The following is a 20659-nucleotide window of genomic DNA, read 5'->3' as shown; positions in this document are numbered from 1 at the left end:
TATTGCCGGCTTGAAGGGCTAGGCCTTGCCTGGTGCTTTCGTTTTTGGCGCCGCGCGTTTCGCGGGCGCCTTGCGCAGCGGGGCCTTGGCCTTGGCTGCCGTGCCAGTTTCTGCCGGCTTGGCGGATTTGCCCGCTGCCGGCTTGGCTTTGCTTACGCTGCCAAAGCTGGCCGCTGCCGCACTGGCGGCGTCGGGCGACATGGCCGTCGACACGGCCTGCTTGAACTGATCTTGTAACAAATTCCACCAGGCACTTGGATTGGCCAGCTGGGCTGCGGCCTGGCTGCCGGCGTCGCTGGGCGCCGCCGCAGCCGGTTCCGCTGCGGGCGCAGGCGCCGGTTTCGGTTCAGGCGCTGGCGCCGCAGGTGCCGCTTGCTGGAAAAACGCGGAAGCGTAGGGCACCGATTCAAACACGGATTTCTCGCTGGCGCCGGGCTGGGTAATGGCCGCCGCCAGGGAGGCGCCCATCGATTTCAGGGTGGCGATGGTGCCGCGCTGCACTTCCAGTGCCTGGATACTGCCGCGCAGCATGCTGGTATTGAGGTTCAGCCAGGCTTCGACGGCTTTCAAGTCATTGATTTTCTTGTCCAGCTCTTCCACCGACATGGTGGGCGCCGTGATGCCAGGCACGCCCATGCCGGGCACGCTCATGCTGCCCCACAGGTTCTTGACGAAGTCGAGGGTGTCGGTCACAACTGCTGCGCCCGGCATTTGGGGCATTTGCGGGTTTGCCATGCGAAATCTCCTGGTAGGTGGATGTGCCTAGCGTAGCAGATATCAGCTTGCAACTGACGCAAAGCCGCCAACATTTTCTTACATAAAACAGCAGGAGTTGAGCACGGGCAAGAAGCAGGAAGTGGGGGGAAGGCGGTACACTACGGCCTATGATGCCTGACTCCTTCTTTTCGCCACCGCGCCGCCGCACCGTCATTTTTGTCGCGGTCATCGGCGCACTGCATTACGTGGCGCTGGAATGGCTCACCTCGCGTGCCAGCATGGTGCCGCTGGGGCAGGATCATGCGCAGGTGGTCAGCATGGCCTTGATCGCCGAGCCGCCCACACCCGTGCCGGTGGCGCCGCCTCCTCCGCCCAAGCTGCGGCCCTTGCCCGAGCCCCGCTTGCCGCCACCGCCGCCGCCGACGGAACTGCCGTCGAGCGACACGGCCCAATTCACGGCGCCGGCCAGCGACGCGCCGGAAGGGCCGGTCACGCCGGCGGCGCCGGCGGCGCCGGCAGCCAGCGCGCCAGCCATCACGGCGCCCGCGCCAGCCGTGGCGGCCGCGCCCGTGCCGGCCAGCGTGCCGCCACCGCCCGTCGAACAGGCGCGGCGCTACAAGACGAATGCGCCTGCCTCGGCCCAGTTCGACCTGCACGTGGATCGGCGCGACGCGGACGGCACCAAGTGGCAGGGCGTGGCCGCCATGGCGTGGGACAATCGGGGCGACACGTATCAGCTGAAGCTGGAAGTGGGCTTGAGCATGCTGATCACGCGCATCAACCTGCTGGTGCTGACGAGCGAAGGCCTGATCGATGGCAGCGGCATCGTGCCCGTCTCGGCGACGGAAAAGCGCAAGGGCCGCGCGCAAACGGCCACGCATTTCAACCGCGACGCCAAGGCCATCACGTTTTCGGCCACGACGGCCACGGCGCCATGGCAGGAGGGGGCGCAAGACAAGGCCACGGTGCCGTTCCAGCTGGCCGCCATCGGCCGCGCCGACGTCAACCAGCTGGTCGGCAATATCGACATCCTCGTCGGCGAAGAAAAGGAAGCGACCGTGTTCCGTTTCCAGCTGGTGGGCGAGGAAGAACTGGAGACCAGGATGGGCCGCCTGGTGACGTGGCATTTGCGCCGGCCGCCGAAGCCCGGCACGTATTCGTCGCAGCTCGATATCTGGCTGGCGCCGTCCATGCAATGGTATCCGGTCCAAATACGCAATACCGAAGCGAACGGGGCGCTGACCACGCAAACCGTGACCCAAATTCGCGTCAATGACGCTACAGGAAAATAGATGACTACTTTGATAACTTTGAAACGCGCTCTGCTCGCCAGCCTGCTGGCCGCCACCCTGACTCCCGCCATGGCCGACGCGCCCGTGGAGCATCCCGTCATCAAGCGCCCGTACAAGCTGGCGCCGTCGGCCGACCTCGTCTATTCGATCAAGGCCAGGCAGCGCGGCATTGCGCTGTCCGGCGAATCGGTCAGCAACTGGCGCGCCGGCGATGGCAAGTACTCGCTGCTGGCAGAAACCAAGGCCGCCCTGTTCGGCAAGATCCTCGAGCAGCGCAGCGAAGGCACGGTCGACGATTACGGCCTGGCGCCGGCCCAGTTCGTGGAAAAACGTTTCCGCAAGGAAGCGGCTACGACTACCTTCAAGCGCGACAGCAAGACCATCGTCTTTAGCGAAGGCGACGACAGCTATCCGCTGAAAGGCGGCGAGCAGGACCGCAACAGCACCGTCTGGCAACTGGTCAGCATAGCGCGCGCCACGCCCGAGAAATTCACGCCCGGCTCGGAATGGAGCTTCTTCGTTGCCGGCCGCCACGACGCCGAGCCGTGGACCTTCAAGGTCGTCAAGCAGGAAACCGTCGCCACCGGCCAGGGTCTGGTCGAAGCCGTGCATCTGATCAAGGCGCCGCCGCCGGACAAGAAGGGCCAGCAAGTGGACCTGTGGCTGGCGCCGTCGCTGGAATGGTATCCCGTGAAGGTGACGTTCGCCGATGAAGACGGTGATTACGTGGAGCAAACCTTGCAAAAGATTATCCAGAAGTAAGTGCTTGCTAATAACCCCGATGCAGAAACCGGGGTCGGACCCTGAGGAGCCGACCCCGGGCCTTCGCCGTTGGGTTTCCCTCAATACAACACTCGGCGACCTGACTGCCCGCTGGCTGTCCTCCCACGCGCTAAATTGCATGTCAGAACTGATATACTGACGCCCCCGCCCCGCAGCGCTGCGCTAGCCCGCTGCGCCGCCCGCTGAACACTCATCCGGAAAAGAATGATTGATATAATGGCAAGTGCAGCCGTGGCTACGGATGCAAATCAGACAGAGCAAGAGCATCACGATTCCTTGCAGGCGCATTTCCAGCCCAATATTTCGGCCGATGAAATCGAGCAAGTTTTTCACTTGAAGCGGGCGCAGCCCTTGCTGCAAGTGTTTACGGCTTTGTTCCACGGCGGTTTCGATGGCGTGCTGGTGCGTTTGCTCGTGTTGCGCGAACTTGCGGCCGATGCGGCCACGTCCGCCTATACGCGCGCCGATATCAATACGAAACTGGCGTATCTGTTGCCGGAAAGCCTGGAAACGGTCTTGCTGCGCCTGCGCTCGAACCAGTTGCTGGCCTGGGATGCGCAGCAGGGTGTGTATCGCGTCACGCCCATGGCGCGCAACGTGCTGTCCGCCATCGACAGCTTGCTGGGCCTGGGCCAGACGGAAGACGAAGCGGAAATGGGATTCTTGCTGTCGCAGGTGGCCGGTGCGCAAGCCGTCGGCGGCGTGTCGGTTGAACAACTCCAGCATTTGCTGGGCCGCCTGGTGGACTTGACGGAGGAATTCTCCGACGCGATTGCTTCCGGTTCGGAATTCCGGCTGCGCACGGCGCAAGCGAAGTGGAACATGGCCTGCGACTGGGTGGAGAAGGGCTCCGAAATCCTCGTGGCCATCACGTCCGATGAAAACGCCGACAGCGCCACGCACAAGGCGGCGCAGGCGATTGGCCGCGCGCAAAGTAAATTGCTCAACATGCAAGGCATGTTTTCACGCGCCCTGAACCAGATCGAGCGCCAGCGCGTGCACCTGGGCCAGTCGGGCCTGTCTACCACGGACATCAAACGCTGGCTCTTGCTGCATGAAGATCTGGCCAGCCTGGCCGAAGGCGCCATCGACCAGCCCGTCGTGCCCCTGTTCTCCACGCCGGCCGAGATGATCGACGTGGCCGAAACGGAACTGCTGTCCGAACGGGCGGCAGGCGTCACCAACACGGGCCTGCCCAGCGGGGAAGACGCGCCCACCACCATCAGCGACGGTCCCGCCATGCAACTCGAACTCGATGACCTCCTGGACCGCCTGTCGAACTTCGCCAGCCTGGGCAATTTCCCCAGCATCGGCGAAGAGGGGCCGAAATCGGTGCCCGTGCAGGATTCGCTGCTGCCGGCCAGCTTTGCCGTGGCCTCGTACCGCGCCTCGATGCTGCCGCTGCTGGGCGACGTGTCCGAGGCGAGCTTGCAAGGCTCGACGGCCGAATTGGCCCGCTTGCCGATTACCTTTACACCGACCGACGAGATGGTCCAACTGACCGACCCCCACGTGGCGGCCATGTCGATCGCCTCGCTTTCACTGAATGTTTCACTTGATTTAGATGGCGCCACCTTTGATGAATGACGATTCCCAAATCCTGATTGCGCGCCTGCTCACGCATCAAACCCTGCGCCGCGACGACAAGCTCGTCAAGCGCGTGCTGTCCGACGAACTGTTCCGCGCCGAGATCGATGCGCGATTGCTGGCCTGCGGCTTGAAACTGCTCGACAACGTATATGCCGACCACGTGACTTTGGCCCTGACGCGCACCATCGAGCCGAAGATCTTCGGCGCGCGCGACGTGTGGCAAAACAATAATTTTGGCTTGGCCCGCGATGGCGTGGCCTTGCTGGTGGTGCTGTGGGCGCAGATCATCCTGCCCAAGCGCGAACGCCAGGAAACGCACCAGCACGCGGACGACGATCAGAACGATATGTTCGGCACGGAACGGCCGTTGCCGCGCGCGGAAGACGCGTCGATCGGTATTTCCTACAAGGCGCTGCTGTCGGACTTCGGCGATAAGCTGGGCAAGAAGACGCGCATGGACATGAATCTGGGCACCCTGGCCAAGCTGGGCTTTATCGAGCGGCGCGGCGACTTCATCCTGGAAGGTCCGCTGCTGGACCTGATGATGGACACGGACGTGTTGAAAGAGCGCATCATCAATGGCGCCCTGGCCGACGTGTTCAAGCGGGCGCCGGCGCGCCTGGTGGCCGTCGACCTCGACGCTGACTTATCCGCTGATTTGTCCGCCGACATCGGCGATCTGCCTGACGCTGGCGACGAGCCCGCGTCCGACCTTCCTCACTGAAAGCGCCCATGTTTCATATCAAATCACTTGAACTGGTGCACTGGGATTACTGGCAGCGCATCAAGAATATCCCGCTCGACGCGAAGATCATCACCATCGCGGGGCAGAATGGTTCCGGCAAGACCACCTTGCTCGATGCCTTGCGCACCCTGTTCGGCCTCGATTGCTCGATGGGGCGCACGTATAAACACTATGCGCGCCACTCGGGCCAGCAGACGGCCTGGCTGCGCGCCGTGGTCGACAACAAGAACGTGGGCAAGCAGCTGTCGAACCGGCCGTTCCGCAGCTCGGGTTTTTTCAGCGACGATGAAGTGACCTTGTTTTGCCAGATCCAGAAAAATGGCGGCGACTGGAAGCGCCAGTATCTGATGCGTCCAGGCAATGTGCAGATCGAGGACATCACGGACGCCAACGACTGGCTCGGCGTGGAAAACTACCGCAAGCGCCTGGCCAATGCGGGCCTGTCGCCGGCCATGTCGAAAGTGCTGGCGCTGGAGCAGGGCGAGACGGACAAATTGTGCGAATACGCGCCGCGCCAGCTGCTTGACCTGGTGTTCCAGGTCTTTGGCGACAAGGAAGTGCTGGACGCCTACGACGAAGCCAAACGCCACCAGCGCGACACGGAAGTGGAGCTGAAACGTTTCGAGACGGAACTGGAAGCGTCGAAAACCAATCTGGAAGGCTTGCGCCTGCGCGTGGCCAATTACCACCAGTGGGAAGGCTTGCATAAAGAGCGCCGCAACCTGCTGGAAGAAGTGCTGCCCAGCCTGCAGTACCATGAGGCGCGCGAAAAGGCTGCCATCGCCAGCCGGCAATTGCGCGATGCGCGCAAACCGATGGCGCAGGCCGATCAGCAGTTGACGGATAAACGCAATGCGCTGGCGGCACAGGCGAAGGCCCTGTCCGACGCGCAGATGAACGAGACTCTGCTGGAGCAGGAATCCATTGGTTTGCAGAGCCGCTTGTCACTGATCAATGCCAAGCTGAAACCGCTGGACAGCTTGCTGGAACAGAAGGACCGTTTGCAGAAGCTGGCGGCCGACTCGGGCAGCGACATCGCCGAAGTGGCGGCCCAGCTGGAACAGAAGGAAGCGGAACTGCTGCGCCAGCGCCAGCAGCGCGACGCTCTGTCGGCCCGCATCGCGGGCGAGCAGGCGACGATTGCAGCGCTGCAAGGCAAGACGGCCATGCCGGAGCCGGACAATGTGCGCGGCATGCGCCGTGCATTGCGCGACGCGGGGATCAGCCACGCGATGCTGTCGGACATCGTCGAAGTGACGGACAGCCGCTGGCAGGGCGCCGTCGAAGGCGTGCTGGGCGGTTACGCCTCCGTCGTCCTGCTCGACAAGGCCAAGGATGCGTCTAGCGCCTACCGTTTGGCCGAGAAGGAGCGCTACCGCCATTTCATCGTGCCCGACCTGGTCACGGCGCCAGTGGCGAAAGACGAAAGCTTGCTGGCCGTGGTGAAATTCTCCGCACCCGTGCCGAGCTGGCTGATCGAGCAATTGTCGCGCATTGCGCGCGTCGATTCCGTCGAAGCAGGCTTCAAGCTGGGCAACCACGAAGAGTGGATCACGCCCGAGGCCTATCACCGCGAACGCCGCGGCGGCCGTTCCCTGTTCGTGGAAGCGTCGCGCTATCGCTTCGGCCAGGCTGGCCGCAGCGGCCGCCTCGAAGCGCTGTTGCGCTCCTTGCCGGGACTGGAAGGACAGGAAGACACGCTGACTTTGGCGATCTCGAAACTGGCGGCCGAAGTGGGCGCCTTGAAGGCGCGCATCGCCGGCGTCGACGCGGCCAAGGAACTGAGCGCACGCCAGGAAGAATTCGCCGAAGCGCTGCGCAATTCCAAGCCGCTCAAGGAAGAGCGCTTGGAAGTGGGCGGGCGCCTGGGAGAGTTGCAGAACCTCACCAAGAACGCCACCGTGGCGCGCACGCGTGCCGATACGGTGTGGCAAAACGCGCGCCTGGCCTTGTCGGAAGCGGAAGCGGGGTCGCGTCTCGGCTACAAGAAGCAGATTGAACAGCGCGCCGAGCATGCGCGCGCCTTGCTGGCCTTGCGTCATGCGTGGCGCCATCTGCCGAAAAGCTGGCGTCGTCCCGCGCGCCGCGCCGCGCTCGTGGCCGAGCACCAGAATGCGCACCAGGTCGATCTGCGCGTGGCCAGCCTGCAAAACAGCCTGGCGCGCGACGACTGGGAACTCGACGCGACCGTCATCGACCAGCATCACCGCCTGTCGGACCAACTGCACGGCCGCCAGTCGGAAACGGACGAGCGCCGCTACCAGAACAACCGCGCCATCGAAGCGACGGGCAATGCCCGCGGCGCCTACATGGAGCGCTTGCGCTACACCATCAAGACGTACAGCAAGAACATCAAGGAGCTGGGCGAACTGGCCGGCATCGAAGTGCATGCCGACCCCGTGCGCCTGGAAAACGACGACGTGCAGCTGTCGCAGGCGGGTTTGCACGTGCGCTTCAAGTTCGACGGCAAGGGCGTCATCGGCATGAACGATGGCGAAGCGTCGGGCGGCCAGCAAGTGATGAAGTCCTTGGTGCTGCTGATCGGCTTGCTGAAATCGGAAGACGGTTCCGGCGGCTTCGTCTTCATCGACGAACCGTTTGCCCACCTCGATATCCGCAACATTCAGCTGGTTGGCGAGTTTCTGAAAAACACGGAAGCGCAATACCTGATGACGACGCCGTTGACGCACAACACGGATGTCTACGATCCGTCGGAGCTCACTTTGATCACCAGCAAGAAGAAAAAGGATACCCAATGGGCGCAACCGATTTTCGTGCTGCAGCGCCGGGTCGAACCCGTGCCGGGCAAGGTGGCGTGATGGCCGTGCGCAAGCTCATTCTGGCTGCGGCCCTGTCGCTGGCATTGGCCGGCGCGGCCGTGGCCAACGACGGCATCGGTTCCGTCAGCGCGGGCGGCATCCTGTTCGGCAAGACGGATGCCGTGGCCATGAAAAAGGAAGTGCTCAGCGTGAGCACGGACTTGATCAAGGTCGAGTACGAATTCCTCAATGAATCGACCAAGGATGTGGAAGAGACGATCTTCTTCCCGCTGCCCGAATACTCGGCCGGCTACCATGGTTCGCCCACGTATTACGGCCAGCCGCAGCAGTTTACGGTCGACGTGGATGGCAAGCGCAAGGATTACAAAACCACCTTCGTCGCCAAGCTCGATAGCTCCGACGTGACGGCCCGCTTGCGCCAGCTGGGCTTGTCGGACGCACAGATCGCCTATTTCCCGTCGCACACCCCGTTCGACAAGAAAGTGGCGCCGCTGACGGCAGCGCAAAGCAAGATCATGATCCGCGAAGGCTTGCTGGCCCAGCTGTACGACGAGGAATGGGTGCCGGCCTGGACGGTGAAAGTCATCTACCTGTGGCAGCAGAAATTCCCCGCCGGCAAAGTCGTGCGCGTGCGCCATCAATATGCGCCGTTCGTCGCGGCCGGCCCGGGCGCATCCTACCTGGGCGATGGCAATACCTTTGAAAAGAAATACTGCGGCGACAAGGCCTTCTACAAGACGTGGAACCGCCTGGCGGCCAAGCAGGGCGAAAGCGGCTTCGTCAATGCTGTCTGGGTGTCGTACATTTTGACGACGGGTAATACCTGGAAGAATGGCATCGAAGACTTTACCTTGAACCTGATCAAGGGCAAGCCGGACGAGCTGGTCAGTCTGTGCTTCCCCGGCACGTTCACCAAGATCAATCCCACCACCTTGCAAGTCAAGCTGCGCAACTTCCATCCGAAGCAGGACCTGGACGTGTACTTCGGCAATGTCGAAGGCGCGGGCGACCACGACGGCGTGGCGCCGCAGATCCGGCCATAGGAATGAGCACGCAGGAAGCGCTGGCCGCGCGCCTGCGCGCCATCGCCCGCGCCACGCCGTGGTGCATGCAGGCCCTGCACGCCGTGGCGCAGCTGGGCTTGCCCCACTGCTGCATCGGCGCCGGCGCCGTGCGCAACCTCGTGTGGGACGCCTTGCACGGCTACGCGCAACCGTCGGCATTGAGCGACGTCGACGTGGCGTATTTCGATGCGCATGATGTGCAAGCCCGGCGCGAGGTGGAACTGCGCCAGCGCCTGGAAACGGTGCTGCCCGGCGTGCCGTGGGAAGTGTGCAACCAGGCCAGGGTGCACCTGTGGTTTGAAGACGAGTTCGGCTACGCCGTGCCGCCCTTGCTGTCGCTCGATGACGCCATCGCTTCCTGGCCCGAGTTTGCCACTTCGGTCGGCATCCATCTGCAGCCTGATGGCGAGATCGGCATCATCGCGCCGCATGGCCTCGATGACCTGTTCGACATGGTGGTGCGGCGCAACCCGGCGCGTATCAGCGAAGACGGCTATGCGCAGCGCCTGGCCAGCAAAAACTATGCGGCGCGCTGGCCGCGCGTCACCATCATCGCTTGAGAAATGCTGGCGTAAAAGCAATTAAATGCACTATGGATACAGATTGCCTATAATTGCCTGTTATCCAATAGTGTTTTCCTGATCCCATGTCCCTGTCCATTTCCATGCCGCTGCGCCGCCTCGGCCGTTTGTTCTGCCTTTCCTCCGCCCTCGTGGCGCCCGCCGCCTTCGCCGACAGCTATACCGATTTTCAGCAAGCGAGCGGCCAGCTGGAAGCGCTGATGGCCAAGGCCACGCCGCAAAGCGGCTTGCCGCGCCTGGGCGACCCTGCCGTGGCGCAGCTGTTTGCCCATATCGCCGACGGCCCGCGCCTGTTCCAGGCGCCCGTCGCGGCGCTGCAGGACGTCAACCAGAGCGTGGCCGTATGCGAAAAGGCCATGCGTTTGGGGAAAACATACTATGCGTTTGGCCTCGAACGGCCCTTGCCGCTGTCCGGCGCCGAATTGCAGCAGGCGCGCAGGGAGCAAATGACGCAGAACCTGGCCAGCTACGGCGATGAAATGAGCACCTTGTTTGCTTTCAGCATGCATTGCCATGGCCATTTGATTGGGCTGATGGAGCAGGAATTCAGCGCCCAGCCGGCCGATGCGGTGAGCGGGCCCGAGCGTCTGCGCGCGCGGGCGTTCAGCAAGAATACGGCCATTGTTTACACTGGCGTATTGCAGTTCATGCAGGTGCCGCTCTGGAGCGTGGCGCAAAAGAAAATGATGCTGGAAGCGGCCGCGCAGCACGCCACGGCGAATGCCAATCTGATGGCGCCGCCCTTGCGCGAGCGTTTGCTGACCAGCCTGGCCGATGCGGACAAGGATCTCGATCCCGCCCTGGCGCCGGCCTTGGCGACGATACGCCAGGCGCTGTCGGTGACGACGTGTACGGGCCTGTGCCAGTACTACTGACCCGGCTTACTCGGCCGCTTGCAGCGGCTTGTTGCGCTGGCGCCAGCGCACGAGGCCCCACGCATACACGGCGTAGTAGCCGATGACGAGGCCGTATGCGGCCATGGTCAGCGGACTCTGGCCGAACGGCGGCGGCGGCACGGGCACGTCCAGGCGCGTGTTCAGGTAGATTTCCATGCCGCGGTACAGCAAGCGGGCGATGAACAGCATCGTGATGGCCAGGCCCAGGTAGCGGTGCTGTGTAAAGAAGAAGTCCTTGCCGACCTGTTCGAAGCGCGTCAGTTTCAAGCCCAGCACGCCGAGCCAGCCGCCGGCCAGCGCACCCGCGCCCAGGCTGGACAGGGGCAACAGCTCGAATTTCGTCGTCGTCGCCAGGAACAGCAGCAGCGCGGGAAAGACGATCGCCACGCTCCAATGGCGCCACAACTGCGACTTCTGGCGCGCCACCAGTTTTTTCAGGCGCGAATAAATGCGCCAGACCAGCAGCGGGACCAGGAACAGCAGGGCGAGGGTAGTGGTTTCCATGTAGGCATTCGGGTGCGGGTAAAACAGCGATTGTAAGCCAGATGGGGACGGGCGGCGATGCTTGTCAAACGGCAAAAGTTGCTGATTGACATTTACATGGCATGAACGCAATATGCTTTGTCACAATGCGCCGCCATGAGCGGTGCGGTGCGCCCGCTTGTTGTCGCCACCTTCATACACTGGAGTTCCATGTCTACTCGTTTGCCTTTGCTTCCCATCACTGTCGGCCTGATGGCCTCGTCTTCCCTGGCCATGGCGCAAGATGGCGCCTATCAAGCCCCGCCAGCGCCACTGCAAGCCATCGTCGATGCGCCGCGCGCGCCGACCCTGAGCCTGAGCCCGAAACGCAACCTGGCCGCCGTGCTGCCCACGCCATCCTTGCCCAGCATCAGCGAAGTGGCGCAGCCGGAACTGAAGCTGGCGGGCTTGCGCATCAACCCGCGCACGTATTCGGCCAGCCGTTTCAGCTTTCACACGGGACTGGGCCTGCTCGACATCGATACGCAGAAGGAAATCAAGGTCAGCGGCTTGCCCGCATCGCCCCGCATCGCCGACCTGGCCTGGTCGCCCGACCAGCGCTACCTGGCGTTTACGCACATCGCCTTTGCCGATCCCGCCAAGGGCGTGAAGGAGTCGGGCGTGGAATTGTGGCTGCTCGACGTGCAGACGAAAGCGGCGCGCAAGCTGGGCAATCAATCCTTGTCGACCGTGTATGGCCGCGGCTTTTCCTGGATGCCAGACAGCAAGACCTTGCTGGTGCAACTGAAACCGGCCAAGCTGGGCGCGGCGCCCGTGGCGAGCGGCATTCCGACGGGCCCGTCCATCCAGGACAGCGTGCCGGGCGGCGGCGTCAAGCAATTGCGTACCTATCCCGACCTGCTGAAAAACGAACAGGATGCGCAGCTGTTCGAACACTACATCACCGTGCAGCTGGCCTTGCTGGACGTGGCGGGCAAGCAGCGCCTCGTCGGCCAGCCGGGCCAGTTCTCGCGCGTGTCGGCTTCGCCCGATGGCAAGCACCTGCTGACGACCAGCATCGTGCGTCCGTATTCGTATATCGTGCCGGCGCATGACTTTGCCCACAAGATCGATGTGCGCGACCTGACTGGCAAGGTGGTGCATGCGGTGGCGGCCCTGCCGCTGGAGGAAGGCCTGCCGCCAGGCAATGATGCCGTGTCCGCCGGCGTGCGCTCCGTCAGCTGGCGGGTCGATGCGCCAGCGACCCTGGTGTGGGCCGAAGCGCAGGATGGCGGAGACCCGGCCAAGGCGGCTGAGATCCGCGACATCGTCTACACGCAGGCGGCGCCGTTCACCGCCAAGCCGGCCGTGCTGGCCAGGCTGGCTTCGCGCTATGCGGGCGTGGCCTGGGGCCGCGGCGACCTGGCCCTGCTCAGCGAAGCGTGGTACAAGACGCGCGCCGTCAAGCAGTGGAGGATTTCGCCAGATCAACCTTCCGCGCCGGCCGACCTCGTGTACGCCGGTTCCTTCGAAGACCGCTACAACGATCCGGGCCAGCCCGTCATGCGTGCGGACGCTGCCGGCTTGCCGCGTTTGCTCATCGCCGCCGATGGTTCCATCCTGCTCGACGGCCAGGGTGCTTCGAAGGAAGGCGACCGTCCCTTCATCGACCGCCTGAACCTGGCGACGAAACAGAAGGAGCGCCTGTTCCAGAGCGCCGCGCCATATTATGAAAACGTGGTGGCCGTGCTGGACGAGGATGGCAGCCGCTTGCTGTCGACGCGCGAATCGCCGACCGAGCAGCCGAATTACTACGTGCGCAACCTGAAACAGCAGGGCGCGGCGCAGCTGACGGCCCTCACGCATTTCCCCCATCCGCTGCCGCAATTGAAGGACGTGCAGAAAGAGCTGATCCGCTACAAGCGCGCCGACGGCGTGGACTTGACGGCGACCTTGATGCTGCCGCCGAACTACGACGTGAAACGCGATGGCCCGCTGCCGACCCTGATGTGGGCGTATCCGCAGGAATTCAAGACGGCCAGCGCCGCCAGCCAGACCAAGGGTTCGCCGTACAAATTCAATGCCGTCAGCTACTGGGGCCCGGCCGCCTTCCTGTCCATGGGTTACGCCGTGCTCGACAATCCATCGTTCCCCATCGTCGGCAATGGCGAGCAGGAACCGAACGACACGTATCTGCCGCAGCTGGTGGCCGACGCCGAGGCGGCCGTTGACGAAGTGGTGCGCCGTGGCGTGTCCGACCGCAACCGCATCGCCATCGGCGGCCACTCGTATGGCGCCTTCATGACGGGCAATTTGCTGGCGCACACGCGGCTGTTCCGCGCCGGCATCGCCCGCAGCGGCGCCTACAACCGCACCCTGACGCCGTTCGGCTTCCAGGCGGAAGAGCGCTCGTTCTGGCAGGCACCGGCCGTCTACCAGGCCATGTCGCCGTTTAATTACGCGGACAAGATCAAGGATGCGCTGCTGATGATCCATGGCGAGCAGGACAACAACTCGGGCACCTTCCCCATCCAGAGCGAACGCATGTTCCAGGCCGTCAAGGGACTGGGCGGCACGGCGCGCCTGGTGATGCTGCCGAACGAGAGCCACGGCTACCGCGCGCGCGAATCGATCATGCAGATGCTGTATGAAAGCAACAACTGGCTGGAGAAATATGTGAAGAACGCGGCGCCACCGGCCGCCGACGTCAAGCCGGCCGGCAAATAAGGGCAGCGGCGCGCATCTCGTGGTATGGTCTTCCTTTGTCTGCAGGGAGGCCAGCCATGTCAGTCATCCATACCCACCGCGCGCCCGACCCGGCGCCCGTCGATGAACCCATGCCGGCGCCGGAGCCGCAAGAAGCGCCCGGGCGCCACCCGGGGCCCGTGCACCCGGTGCCGCAGGACGATCCCGTGCCGCACCCGCATCCCAGTGAAACTCGTCAAGAAAGGCTGTTTTAGATGGCAATTGTCAAGGAAGTCTACACACGCAAAGTCAGCGGAGAATCGTTCGACTATGAGCTCGATTACACCCAGGGTGCGGACGTGGCCTGGATTGCGCGCGTGTACCACGACGGCGTGCTGAAAGGCTCGCCGCACGGCGCGCTGACGGCCAACGTGTTGTCCGGCCCCGCACTGGAACAATACCTGCGCGCCTACGTCGAAGGCATGATCGAGCGGGGGCTCGACGTGGCGGAGTAAGCTGTTTGCGTTAGAGCAAAGAAAAGGGCGCCGAGGCGCCCTTTGTGTTTTTCGCTTGCGTTGAATCAATCAGCGAATCAATCGAACGCCCAGGTATACAACACGTCGAGCGCATTGTTCGTGCCCGTCTGGAACTGCAAAGTGATGCGGCGGTTCAGTTTGTAGCGCAGCTTGACCAGGCTCGTCGCCGTGCTCGTGCCTTGCTCGAACGTCAGGTAGGCGCGCGAGGACAGGCGCTTGCCGACGGTGACGACCGTGCTTTCCAGGCCCTGTGCCTGCGACAGGCCCACTTCATCGAGGCCCAGCGAATTGGCCAGCTTGCCTTGCAAGCCGCCGCCGGAACCGCCGAAGAGGGCGCCTGCGGCCGTCGTCAGCAAGGCCATTTCATCGCCGGCCGCCGTTTCCGCGCCGTGACCCAAAATCAGCCAGGCCAGCTTGTCGCTGTCCGACACGCTCGGCGTGGATACCAGCTTGGCCGTCGGCGCCTGGGCCGTGCCGCGCACTTCCACGCCCGCTTCCACGTTCGTTTCCGACAGCGCCTCGCCTTCGGGGCGCTTGCGCACGGCCAGGATGTTCAGCGACGGGTTGTCATAGGCGCCCGTAAAGGCGATCAAGCCCCGCTCGATCGACAGCTTTTGCCCGTAGGCCGCGTACTGGCCGCTGGTGACCTTGATGCTGCCCGTCACGCGCGGCGCGGCGCGGTTGATGACTCTGGCGCGCACATTGCCCGCCAGGTCCGCGTCGATGCCCATGCCGCGCAGATGGAAGGCGTTGCCCAGGTCGAACTCGAGGTCGATATTCAGGGGCAGTGTAGGCGCTTCCTTGCCGCCCTTGACTTCCTTGCCCAGCACCACCACGTCGCTGCTTTGCGTCGGCGTGTCTTGCGGCGCCAGTTCGATCAGCGCGCGGTTGGCCTTGAACTTGCCCTCGAAGCTGAAACGTTTGTCGTTGCGCACGAGGGTGCTGTTGCCCGACAGGATCAAGGTACGGTCGGGGCGCGACAGCGCCTGCAGGCGGTCGGCCATCAACTTCAATTCCAGGCTTGCTTCGCCATTCGCAAAGCGTACCCAGCCATCTGCCTGCACCTTGCCGTCACCGCCGTCAAAGCTCAGGCGCTGCAATTGCAATTGATCGCCGGCCAGCTTGGCTTGCAGTACGCCATTGCGCAATTTCAAGCCCTGGTCGGCCCAGTTCACCAGCAGCTTGCTGCCATTGATGTCGCCATTCAATTGCGGTGCGCCGATGGTGCCGCTGCCGGACAAGGCCACCTTCAAGGCGCCGCCCAGTTCCAGGCCTGGCTGGCCCGTCAGCGGCGCCAGCCAGGCCAGTGTATCGATGCTGGTGGTGCCTGTCAGCGAGAGGGCGCTGTCGTTGCTGATGCGCCCGCCCAACATTTGCACGGTGGCGTTGATATCGCTCTGGCCCGCGCGCGCGCCATCGAGTTTCACTGCCAGGCGCAGTTGCTGGTTGGCCACGTCGATGCGCGCATCGAGGGTACGCAAGCCCAGCGCCAGCGGCTGTTCCACGCCGACCGTCACGTCGCCTTTTTCGCGGTAGATGTGCAGCATGCCGGCCAGGGAGGGATCTTTCTGCTTGGCCGTCGGCACCTGCATGTCGAGCGACCATTGCGCGCCCAGGGTCAGGTCGCTGCGGGCATTGGCTTGCAGCGCGGGGATCACTTGCGCCAGATAGGTCAGCGCCACGCCGGCCGCCTGGCCGGAACTGGTCCAGCGGGGGCCGTTCTTGACGAGGTTTTGCATGGTGATGCTGCCTGCCGGCAATTTGATGACGGTGTTGCCCACGCTGATCTGCTCGGGCTGGCCCAGGCCCGCCACGCCGCTGCCGGCAGGACCGGCCACTTTGACGGGCACGGGCGCTTGCAGCACGAGCGCATAGCGGCCCTTGTTTTGCAGGCTGTCGATCGTGCCCGTCCAGCTGGCGCCGCTCTGGCTGCCGCGGATTTGCACGGTGGCGTCGAAGTCGTCGTTGCGCGCCGCCAGGCTCACCGTATGGCTGCCGCGCGTGCCCGTCGTGCCCAGGCGGGCGCTGGCCAGCTTGAAGGTGGGCGTGCTGTAGCCCGTGATCTCCAGGCTGCTGACCATGGGGTCGAGCGCGCCTTGGCCGGCGCCCACGCTGGCGCTGCCTTTGATGGATTTCAGTTGCTGGTCGCCAAAGAAGGTCAGGTCACGGCCATCGAGCGTCAGCTGCGCGGCGGGCGCGTCCATCTTGCCCGAGACGGAGCCGGCCGCCTGCAGCACGCCGGCAAAACGGGGGCCCAGGGTCGACAGTTGCGGCGCATCGAGTTTCCAGGTGAGCTTGTCGGTGGCGCCGCCCAGCGCGCCCTTTGCCAGCAGGCTGTTCGGACCCAGGCGCAATTCCGTATCCACGCTGTCGATGCGTTTCGCATTGGCCGACAGCTTGGCGTAGCCGGCCAGCGGCGCGTTTTGCAGGGTCGATTCGCGCAGGGCCAGGTTGAGGGCCACTTGCCAGTCGCTCGTCAGGCGGCCGCTGCCGTTGAAGTCCGCATTGACGTTGCCGTTGGGTAGCGATGCGCCAAAGGCGGCCGGATTGATCTTTTGCAGCGAACCCGCCACTTTCAGTTCCGCCTGCTGCTTGGCTCCCGTCAATCCCACTTCGCCGCTGGCGTGGATGGCGCTGTCGGGCGCAGGGCGCTTGCCGCTGGTCAGGCCCAGGCCCTTCGCATCGGCAACAAAGCTCGTGCGCGGCTGCTGCATCGTACCTTGCACCACGCCGCTGGCCAGTACCGTGCCCAGCAAGTCGCTCTGCAGGGCGGACAGCTGGCGCGCATCGATGTTCCAGTTCAGTTTTTCGCCGGCGCCGCCAAAGTTGCCCTTGGCTGTCACGTTGTTCTTGCCCAGCGCCAATTGCACGTCGATGCCGCTGAAGTGGGCCGCGTCGGCCGTCAACTTGCCCTTGCCGGACAACGGCTGGTCAAGCAGCTTGCTGGGGCGCACGGTGAAGTCCGCATTCGCCAGCCATTGCGGTGCCACGTGGCCATTGGCGCGCACGTCGAGGTTCAGGTCGGCCACGGGGAAGGCGCCGAAGTCGGCGGGATTGAGACGGCTGGTGCTGGCCACGGCCTTGAATGGCTGCTCGTCCTTCAGGCTGATCTGGCCCGTCGCGTTGACGCTGCTTTTGCCTGCTTGCAAGGTCGCCTTGCGCAATTGTACGAGCGAGTCGGCCAGGGCGGCTTCCACGTCCAGGCGCAGCTTGGCTTCGCCGAGCTTGGCGCGCAGGGTCTGCGTCTTGCCGTCGCTGTCGAGCACGATGTCGCCGACGATTTTCGTGCTGTTGATGCTGCTGTAAATGTGCTGCAAGTCGATCTTGTCCGTGTGCAAGGTCAGCTGCGCATTGCCGATGGGTGCGTCAGCCGCGTCGCGGTTAAGCTTGCCGCTGCCCGTGAATTTGCCCGCATTGCCGAAATCGATGATGGCCGACTCCAGGGTCGTGGCCGTCAGGGTGCCGCCCAGGCGCGCTTCGAACTGGCGCAGCGGTAGCTTTTGCTGGTCGATGGGACCCGGTGTGGCGTGGTTGAGGATGGCCAGCTTGCCCGACACGGTTTGCGCGTTGGGACGCGTGTCGATGGCGGCGTCGAGTTCCAGGCTCAGGTCCGCCTGCGGCAAGGTGGCGTCAAACTTGCCCGGATTGATGTTGCGGCCTTTGATGCTGGCTGAGCGCAGGATGATGACGGGGTCGAACGGCGCCAGCGCCAGCTGGGCGTCGGCCGTGGCCGCGCCCGCGCTGCCCTTGGCCGTCACATTCAGCACGTTCAAGTCGCCGCCCAGCTGCAGCGCCAGGGCGGCCGGTTTTTCGCCGGCGGCAGGGTTGAGCTGCGTCAAGCCGGCCTTGCCTGACAGTTTGAATGGCTGCGTGGCTGCAATTGTTGCGCTGGCCGTGGCCTGGCCGAACGGCGTCAGGGCCGAGGCGTCTTCCAGCTGCCATTGCGACTTGTCGCCCGACAAGGTGAAGTGGATTTTTTCAAACACCGTGTTGCCGCCCGCGCTGACCAGGGTCACCTTGTCCAGGCGCGCGTCGGCAATGCCGATCTTGAACGGCGCGGCCAGGCTGGTAGGCATGGTCGACGGTTCTTCGGACGGCGCCGTGCTTTCCACGGACAGGCTGGCCACGTGCAGTTCGCTGATGGCAATGCCTTCCGAGAAGAACTGGAACGGCGACCAGTTGATGTCGATATTGTCGGCCGTGATGTGCTGCGTCTTGCTGCGGTAGCTGACGTGGCCCAGGTGCATGCGGTTGTACAGCGAGCCGGACACGCCCGACACTTCGATCTCGCCGCCGCTGGCGCTGGCCACTTTTTGCACCAGCATCTGCAAGGTCGATTCGCGCCCCAGGAACCAGAAGGCGCCTCCCAGCAGCACGGCCACGGTGGCGGCGGCGATCAGCACATAGCGCACCCAGCGGCGCGGTTTTTTTGCCGGCGGTGGCGGCGCGGCGTCGTGGGACTCGGTAGTAATATCGGACATCAGAAAGTGAATCCCAGAGAGAAGTGCAAACGGTAAGCGTGGACGGCGTGGCCATACGCCACGTCGACATTGATTGGGCCGACGGGGCTCTTGTAGCGCCCGCCCAGGCCGTAGCCGGATTTCGGTGTCATGGCCACCTTCACGGTATCGGCCGCGTTGCCGGCGTCATAGAAGGCGGCAATCGCCCACTTCGGCTTGAACCAGTACTGGTATTCGGCGCTGCCGGTGAGCATGTAGCGCCCGCCGACGGTGGCGTCGCCTTCCTTGACCCCCAGTTCCTGGTAGGCATAGCCGCGCACCGACTGGTCGCCGCCCGCGCGGAACAGGTAGACGGCCGGCACGCCGCGTTTTTCCTTGGAACCGAGCGCGCCCATTTCGCCGCGCACGATCAGCTCGCCCTTTTCACCGAGCGGACGGTAATACACGGCCTTGCCGGCCACGCGCACGAAGCGCTCGTCCGTCAGCACGGGCAGCAGGGCGCCGCCAACCTGGGCGTTGATGACATAGCCCTTGGTGGGGAACAGCAGGCTGTCGAGGCTGCGCTTGGTGATGGCGTAGGTCAGGGGCAAGCTCTTGCTGCGCGTCTGTTCCAGGCCCACGACGGTCTTGTCTTCGCTGAGGAACTCGAACGTCAGGCTGCGCTCGAGGTTGGTGCCGCCCCAGTTGCGCTTGGCCGAGATGGTCGTCACGGCCGTGATTTCGTTGGAAATGTCGCTGCGCTCGAACGAGGCGCCCGCGCTGTCGTTGTAGCCGCGCTCCGTCGTTGGAAAGTAAAAATTGGCGTGCGCCGCCTGTTTCTTCGTTTCCATGGTGATCGCGCTCTTGAAGCGCGTGCCCCACACGTTCAGGTTGTCATAGTTGAGCTGGGCGCGATTGCCCGTATTCGTACTGAAACCGAGACCGGCGCTGACGTTCTGCTGCTTGTTTTCCGTCACGCGCACGACCAGCGGCAGCAGCGGCGCGGGACCGCGGTTGGCCGGCTTGGCGTCGGGCGTGGCGCCGGCGGCATCGGCTTGCTGGCTTTCCTGGCCCGCTTCGATCTGCTCGCTGAGGATGCTGCTCATGTCGGCGCTCACTTCCACGCTGGCAAAGTAACCTGTGTCCTGCAGGCGCGCCTGGAACGATTGCAGCGCCGATTCGCTGTAGTACTCGCCCGGGCGTATCTTGTCGAGGTTGCGGATGATGCTGGCGTCGTAGCGCTTCAAGCCTTCGATGCGCAGTTCGCCAAAGCGCAGCTCGGGGCCGCTGTCGAGCACGACCAGCAAGGAGACCTTGTGCGTTTCCGGATCGACCACGGCTTGCGTATCGACCAGCTGGGCGCGCGGGTAGCGCGTCTGCACCACTTCGCGCAGCAGCGCGCGCTTGGCCGCTTCCCAGTCGGACTGGCGAAACACGCTGCCCGTCTTCAGGGCCCAGCTGCGCTTCAGGGCTTCCGTATCGTAGGGCTCGCTGGCGGCCAGCGGCGGCGTGGGGTCGAAGCCGCGCAATTCCAGCTCGACCTTGTCGATGGTCGCGGGCTGGCCCGGGTCGACGTCGACGATAACGACGGGTTTGGCGCCCGTCGTATCGACGCGCACCGTGACGACGGGGGTGTAGTAGCCGGCCGTGGCGATGAGGTTTTTGGCTTCTTCGGGCGTAGCGCGCACGAGGCGCCGCAATTGCTCGCGGTCCATGCGCGGGTTGCCGCGGAAGCGTTCCAGGTCCAGGTTTTTTTCGAGCAATTCATCGAGGTCGCCGGGCGCGTTGACCTTGACCTCGTACTGCAGCGGCGCTGGCGCCGCTTCCGTGGCGCTGGCGCTCTCTGGAGCAGCATCTTGCGTTGCCTCCTGCGCGCGGGCATGGGCGATGGGAAACAGCAATATGGCACCGCCGGCGGCCGCCAGTGTCAGTTGCCCCATTACTTTTGCCACTACTTGTGCCAAAATTCGTGGTCGTATCGCCTTGCCGGCAGCCGTATGCCGTATGGGTCGTGCAGAAAACATGGTGCTCCAGATAAGTAAATGCTGACTGCATGTTACCGGAATAGGTAAACTGATGGCGGACGAAT

General features: G+C 63.9%; 15 protein-coding genes. 11 read left to right on the top strand and 4 right to left on the bottom strand.

All coding sequences use genetic code 11. The features are described 5' to 3' along the window. Positions 1 to 18: 18 nt before the first annotated feature. Positions 19 to 735: a PhaM family polyhydroxyalkanoate granule multifunctional regulatory protein gene (locus GYK42_RS20790; RefSeq protein ID WP_166449023.1), complete on the bottom strand. Its 717-nt coding sequence runs from the start codon at positions 733 to 735 to the stop codon at positions 19 to 21. A 149-nt stretch (positions 736 to 884) separates the two neighbouring features. Between GYK42_RS20790 and GYK42_RS20785 the strand changes: the two genes are divergently transcribed. The 8 genes from GYK42_RS20785 to GYK42_RS20750 all read left to right on the top strand — a co-directional run bounded on the left by GYK42_RS20785 (position 885) and on the right by GYK42_RS20750 (position 10427). Continuing rightward, on the top strand, positions 885 to 2009 hold the full coding sequence (locus GYK42_RS20785) for a DUF3108 domain-containing protein (RefSeq protein ID WP_240943685.1): 1125 nt from the start codon (positions 885 to 887) through the stop codon (positions 2007 to 2009). Beyond that, positions 2010 to 2771 carry a DUF3108 domain-containing protein gene (locus GYK42_RS20780; RefSeq protein WP_166449022.1) on the top strand — a complete coding sequence of 254 codons (762 nt, stop codon included), beginning with the start codon at positions 2010 to 2012 and terminating at the stop codon, positions 2769 to 2771. 237 nt (positions 2772 to 3008) lie between these two features. Continuing rightward, the gene (locus GYK42_RS20775) at positions 3009 to 4379 is read left to right on the top strand and encodes a hypothetical protein (protein WP_166449077.1); all 1371 of its coding nucleotides are present in this window, start codon (positions 3009 to 3011) and stop codon (positions 4377 to 4379) included. Next, entirely contained in the window at positions 4372 to 5106 is a 735-nt protein-coding gene (locus GYK42_RS20770; protein WP_166449021.1) for a hypothetical protein, read from the top strand. Before GYK42_RS20775 ends, GYK42_RS20770 begins: the two co-directional genes overlap by 8 nt. A gap of 8 nt (positions 5107 to 5114) precedes the next feature. Then, entirely contained in the window at positions 5115 to 7946 is a 2832-nt protein-coding gene (locus GYK42_RS20765; protein WP_166449020.1) for an ATP-binding protein, read from the top strand. A gap of 5 nt (positions 7947 to 7951) precedes the next feature. After that, positions 7952 to 8950 carry a DUF4424 family protein gene (locus GYK42_RS20760; protein ID WP_166449019.1) on the top strand — a complete coding sequence of 333 codons (999 nt, stop codon included), beginning with the start codon at positions 7952 to 7954 and terminating at the stop codon, positions 8948 to 8950. Positions 8951 to 8952: 2 nt separating this feature from the next. Next, entirely contained in the window at positions 8953 to 9531 is a 579-nt protein-coding gene (locus tag GYK42_RS20755; protein WP_166449018.1) for a nucleotidyltransferase family protein, read from the top strand. Between the two features lie 86 nt (positions 9532 to 9617). Continuing rightward, on the top strand, positions 9618 to 10427 hold the full coding sequence (locus GYK42_RS20750) for a hypothetical protein (RefSeq protein ID WP_166449017.1): 810 nt from the start codon (positions 9618 to 9620) through the stop codon (positions 10425 to 10427). Between the two features lie 6 nt (positions 10428 to 10433). On the opposite strand, the gene GYK42_RS20745 is transcribed toward GYK42_RS20750, so the two are convergent. After that, positions 10434 to 10952: a hypothetical protein gene (locus tag GYK42_RS20745; protein WP_058048930.1), complete on the bottom strand. Its 519-nt coding sequence runs from the start codon at positions 10950 to 10952 to the stop codon at positions 10434 to 10436. A gap of 189 nt (positions 10953 to 11141) precedes the next feature. Between GYK42_RS20745 and GYK42_RS20740 the strand changes: the two genes are divergently transcribed. The 3 genes from GYK42_RS20740 to GYK42_RS20730 are packed head-to-tail and all read left to right on the top strand — an operon-like array spanning position 11142 to position 14110. Continuing rightward, on the top strand, positions 11142 to 13637 hold the full coding sequence (locus GYK42_RS20740) for an alpha/beta hydrolase family protein (RefSeq protein WP_166449016.1): 2496 nt from the start codon (positions 11142 to 11144) through the stop codon (positions 13635 to 13637). A 56-nt stretch (positions 13638 to 13693) separates the two neighbouring features. Next, positions 13694 to 13870 (top strand): hypothetical protein, encoded by a 177-nt coding sequence (locus tag GYK42_RS20735; RefSeq protein WP_166449015.1) that lies wholly within the window; start codon positions 13694 to 13696, stop codon positions 13868 to 13870. After that, positions 13871 to 14110, top strand: a complete 240-nt coding sequence (locus GYK42_RS20730; RefSeq protein ID WP_034753464.1) for a hypothetical protein — start codon at positions 13871 to 13873, stop codon at positions 14108 to 14110. It abuts the gene before it with no gap. Between the two features lie 77 nt (positions 14111 to 14187). Here GYK42_RS20730 and GYK42_RS20725 read toward each other — a convergent pair whose 3' ends face one another. Beyond that, complete coding sequence (locus GYK42_RS20725; protein ID WP_166449014.1) at positions 14188 to 18612, bottom strand: translocation/assembly module TamB domain-containing protein; 4425 nt, start codon at positions 18610 to 18612, stop codon at positions 14188 to 14190. Then, the gene (locus GYK42_RS20720) at positions 18612 to 20510 is read right to left on the bottom strand and encodes an autotransporter assembly complex protein TamA (protein ID WP_166449013.1); all 1899 of its coding nucleotides are present in this window, start codon (positions 20508 to 20510) and stop codon (positions 18612 to 18614) included. Before GYK42_RS20720 ends, GYK42_RS20725 begins: the two co-directional genes overlap by 1 nt. Between the last annotated feature and the right edge of the window lie 149 nt (positions 20511 to 20659).

Source organism: Janthinobacterium lividum (genome assembly GCF_011601275.1).
Classification (GTDB): domain Bacteria; phylum Pseudomonadota; class Gammaproteobacteria; order Burkholderiales; family Burkholderiaceae_D; genus Janthinobacterium; species Janthinobacterium lividum_E.
The sequence above is the reverse complement of the archived record's forward strand: the minus strand, read 5'-3'. Positions and strand labels throughout refer to the sequence as shown.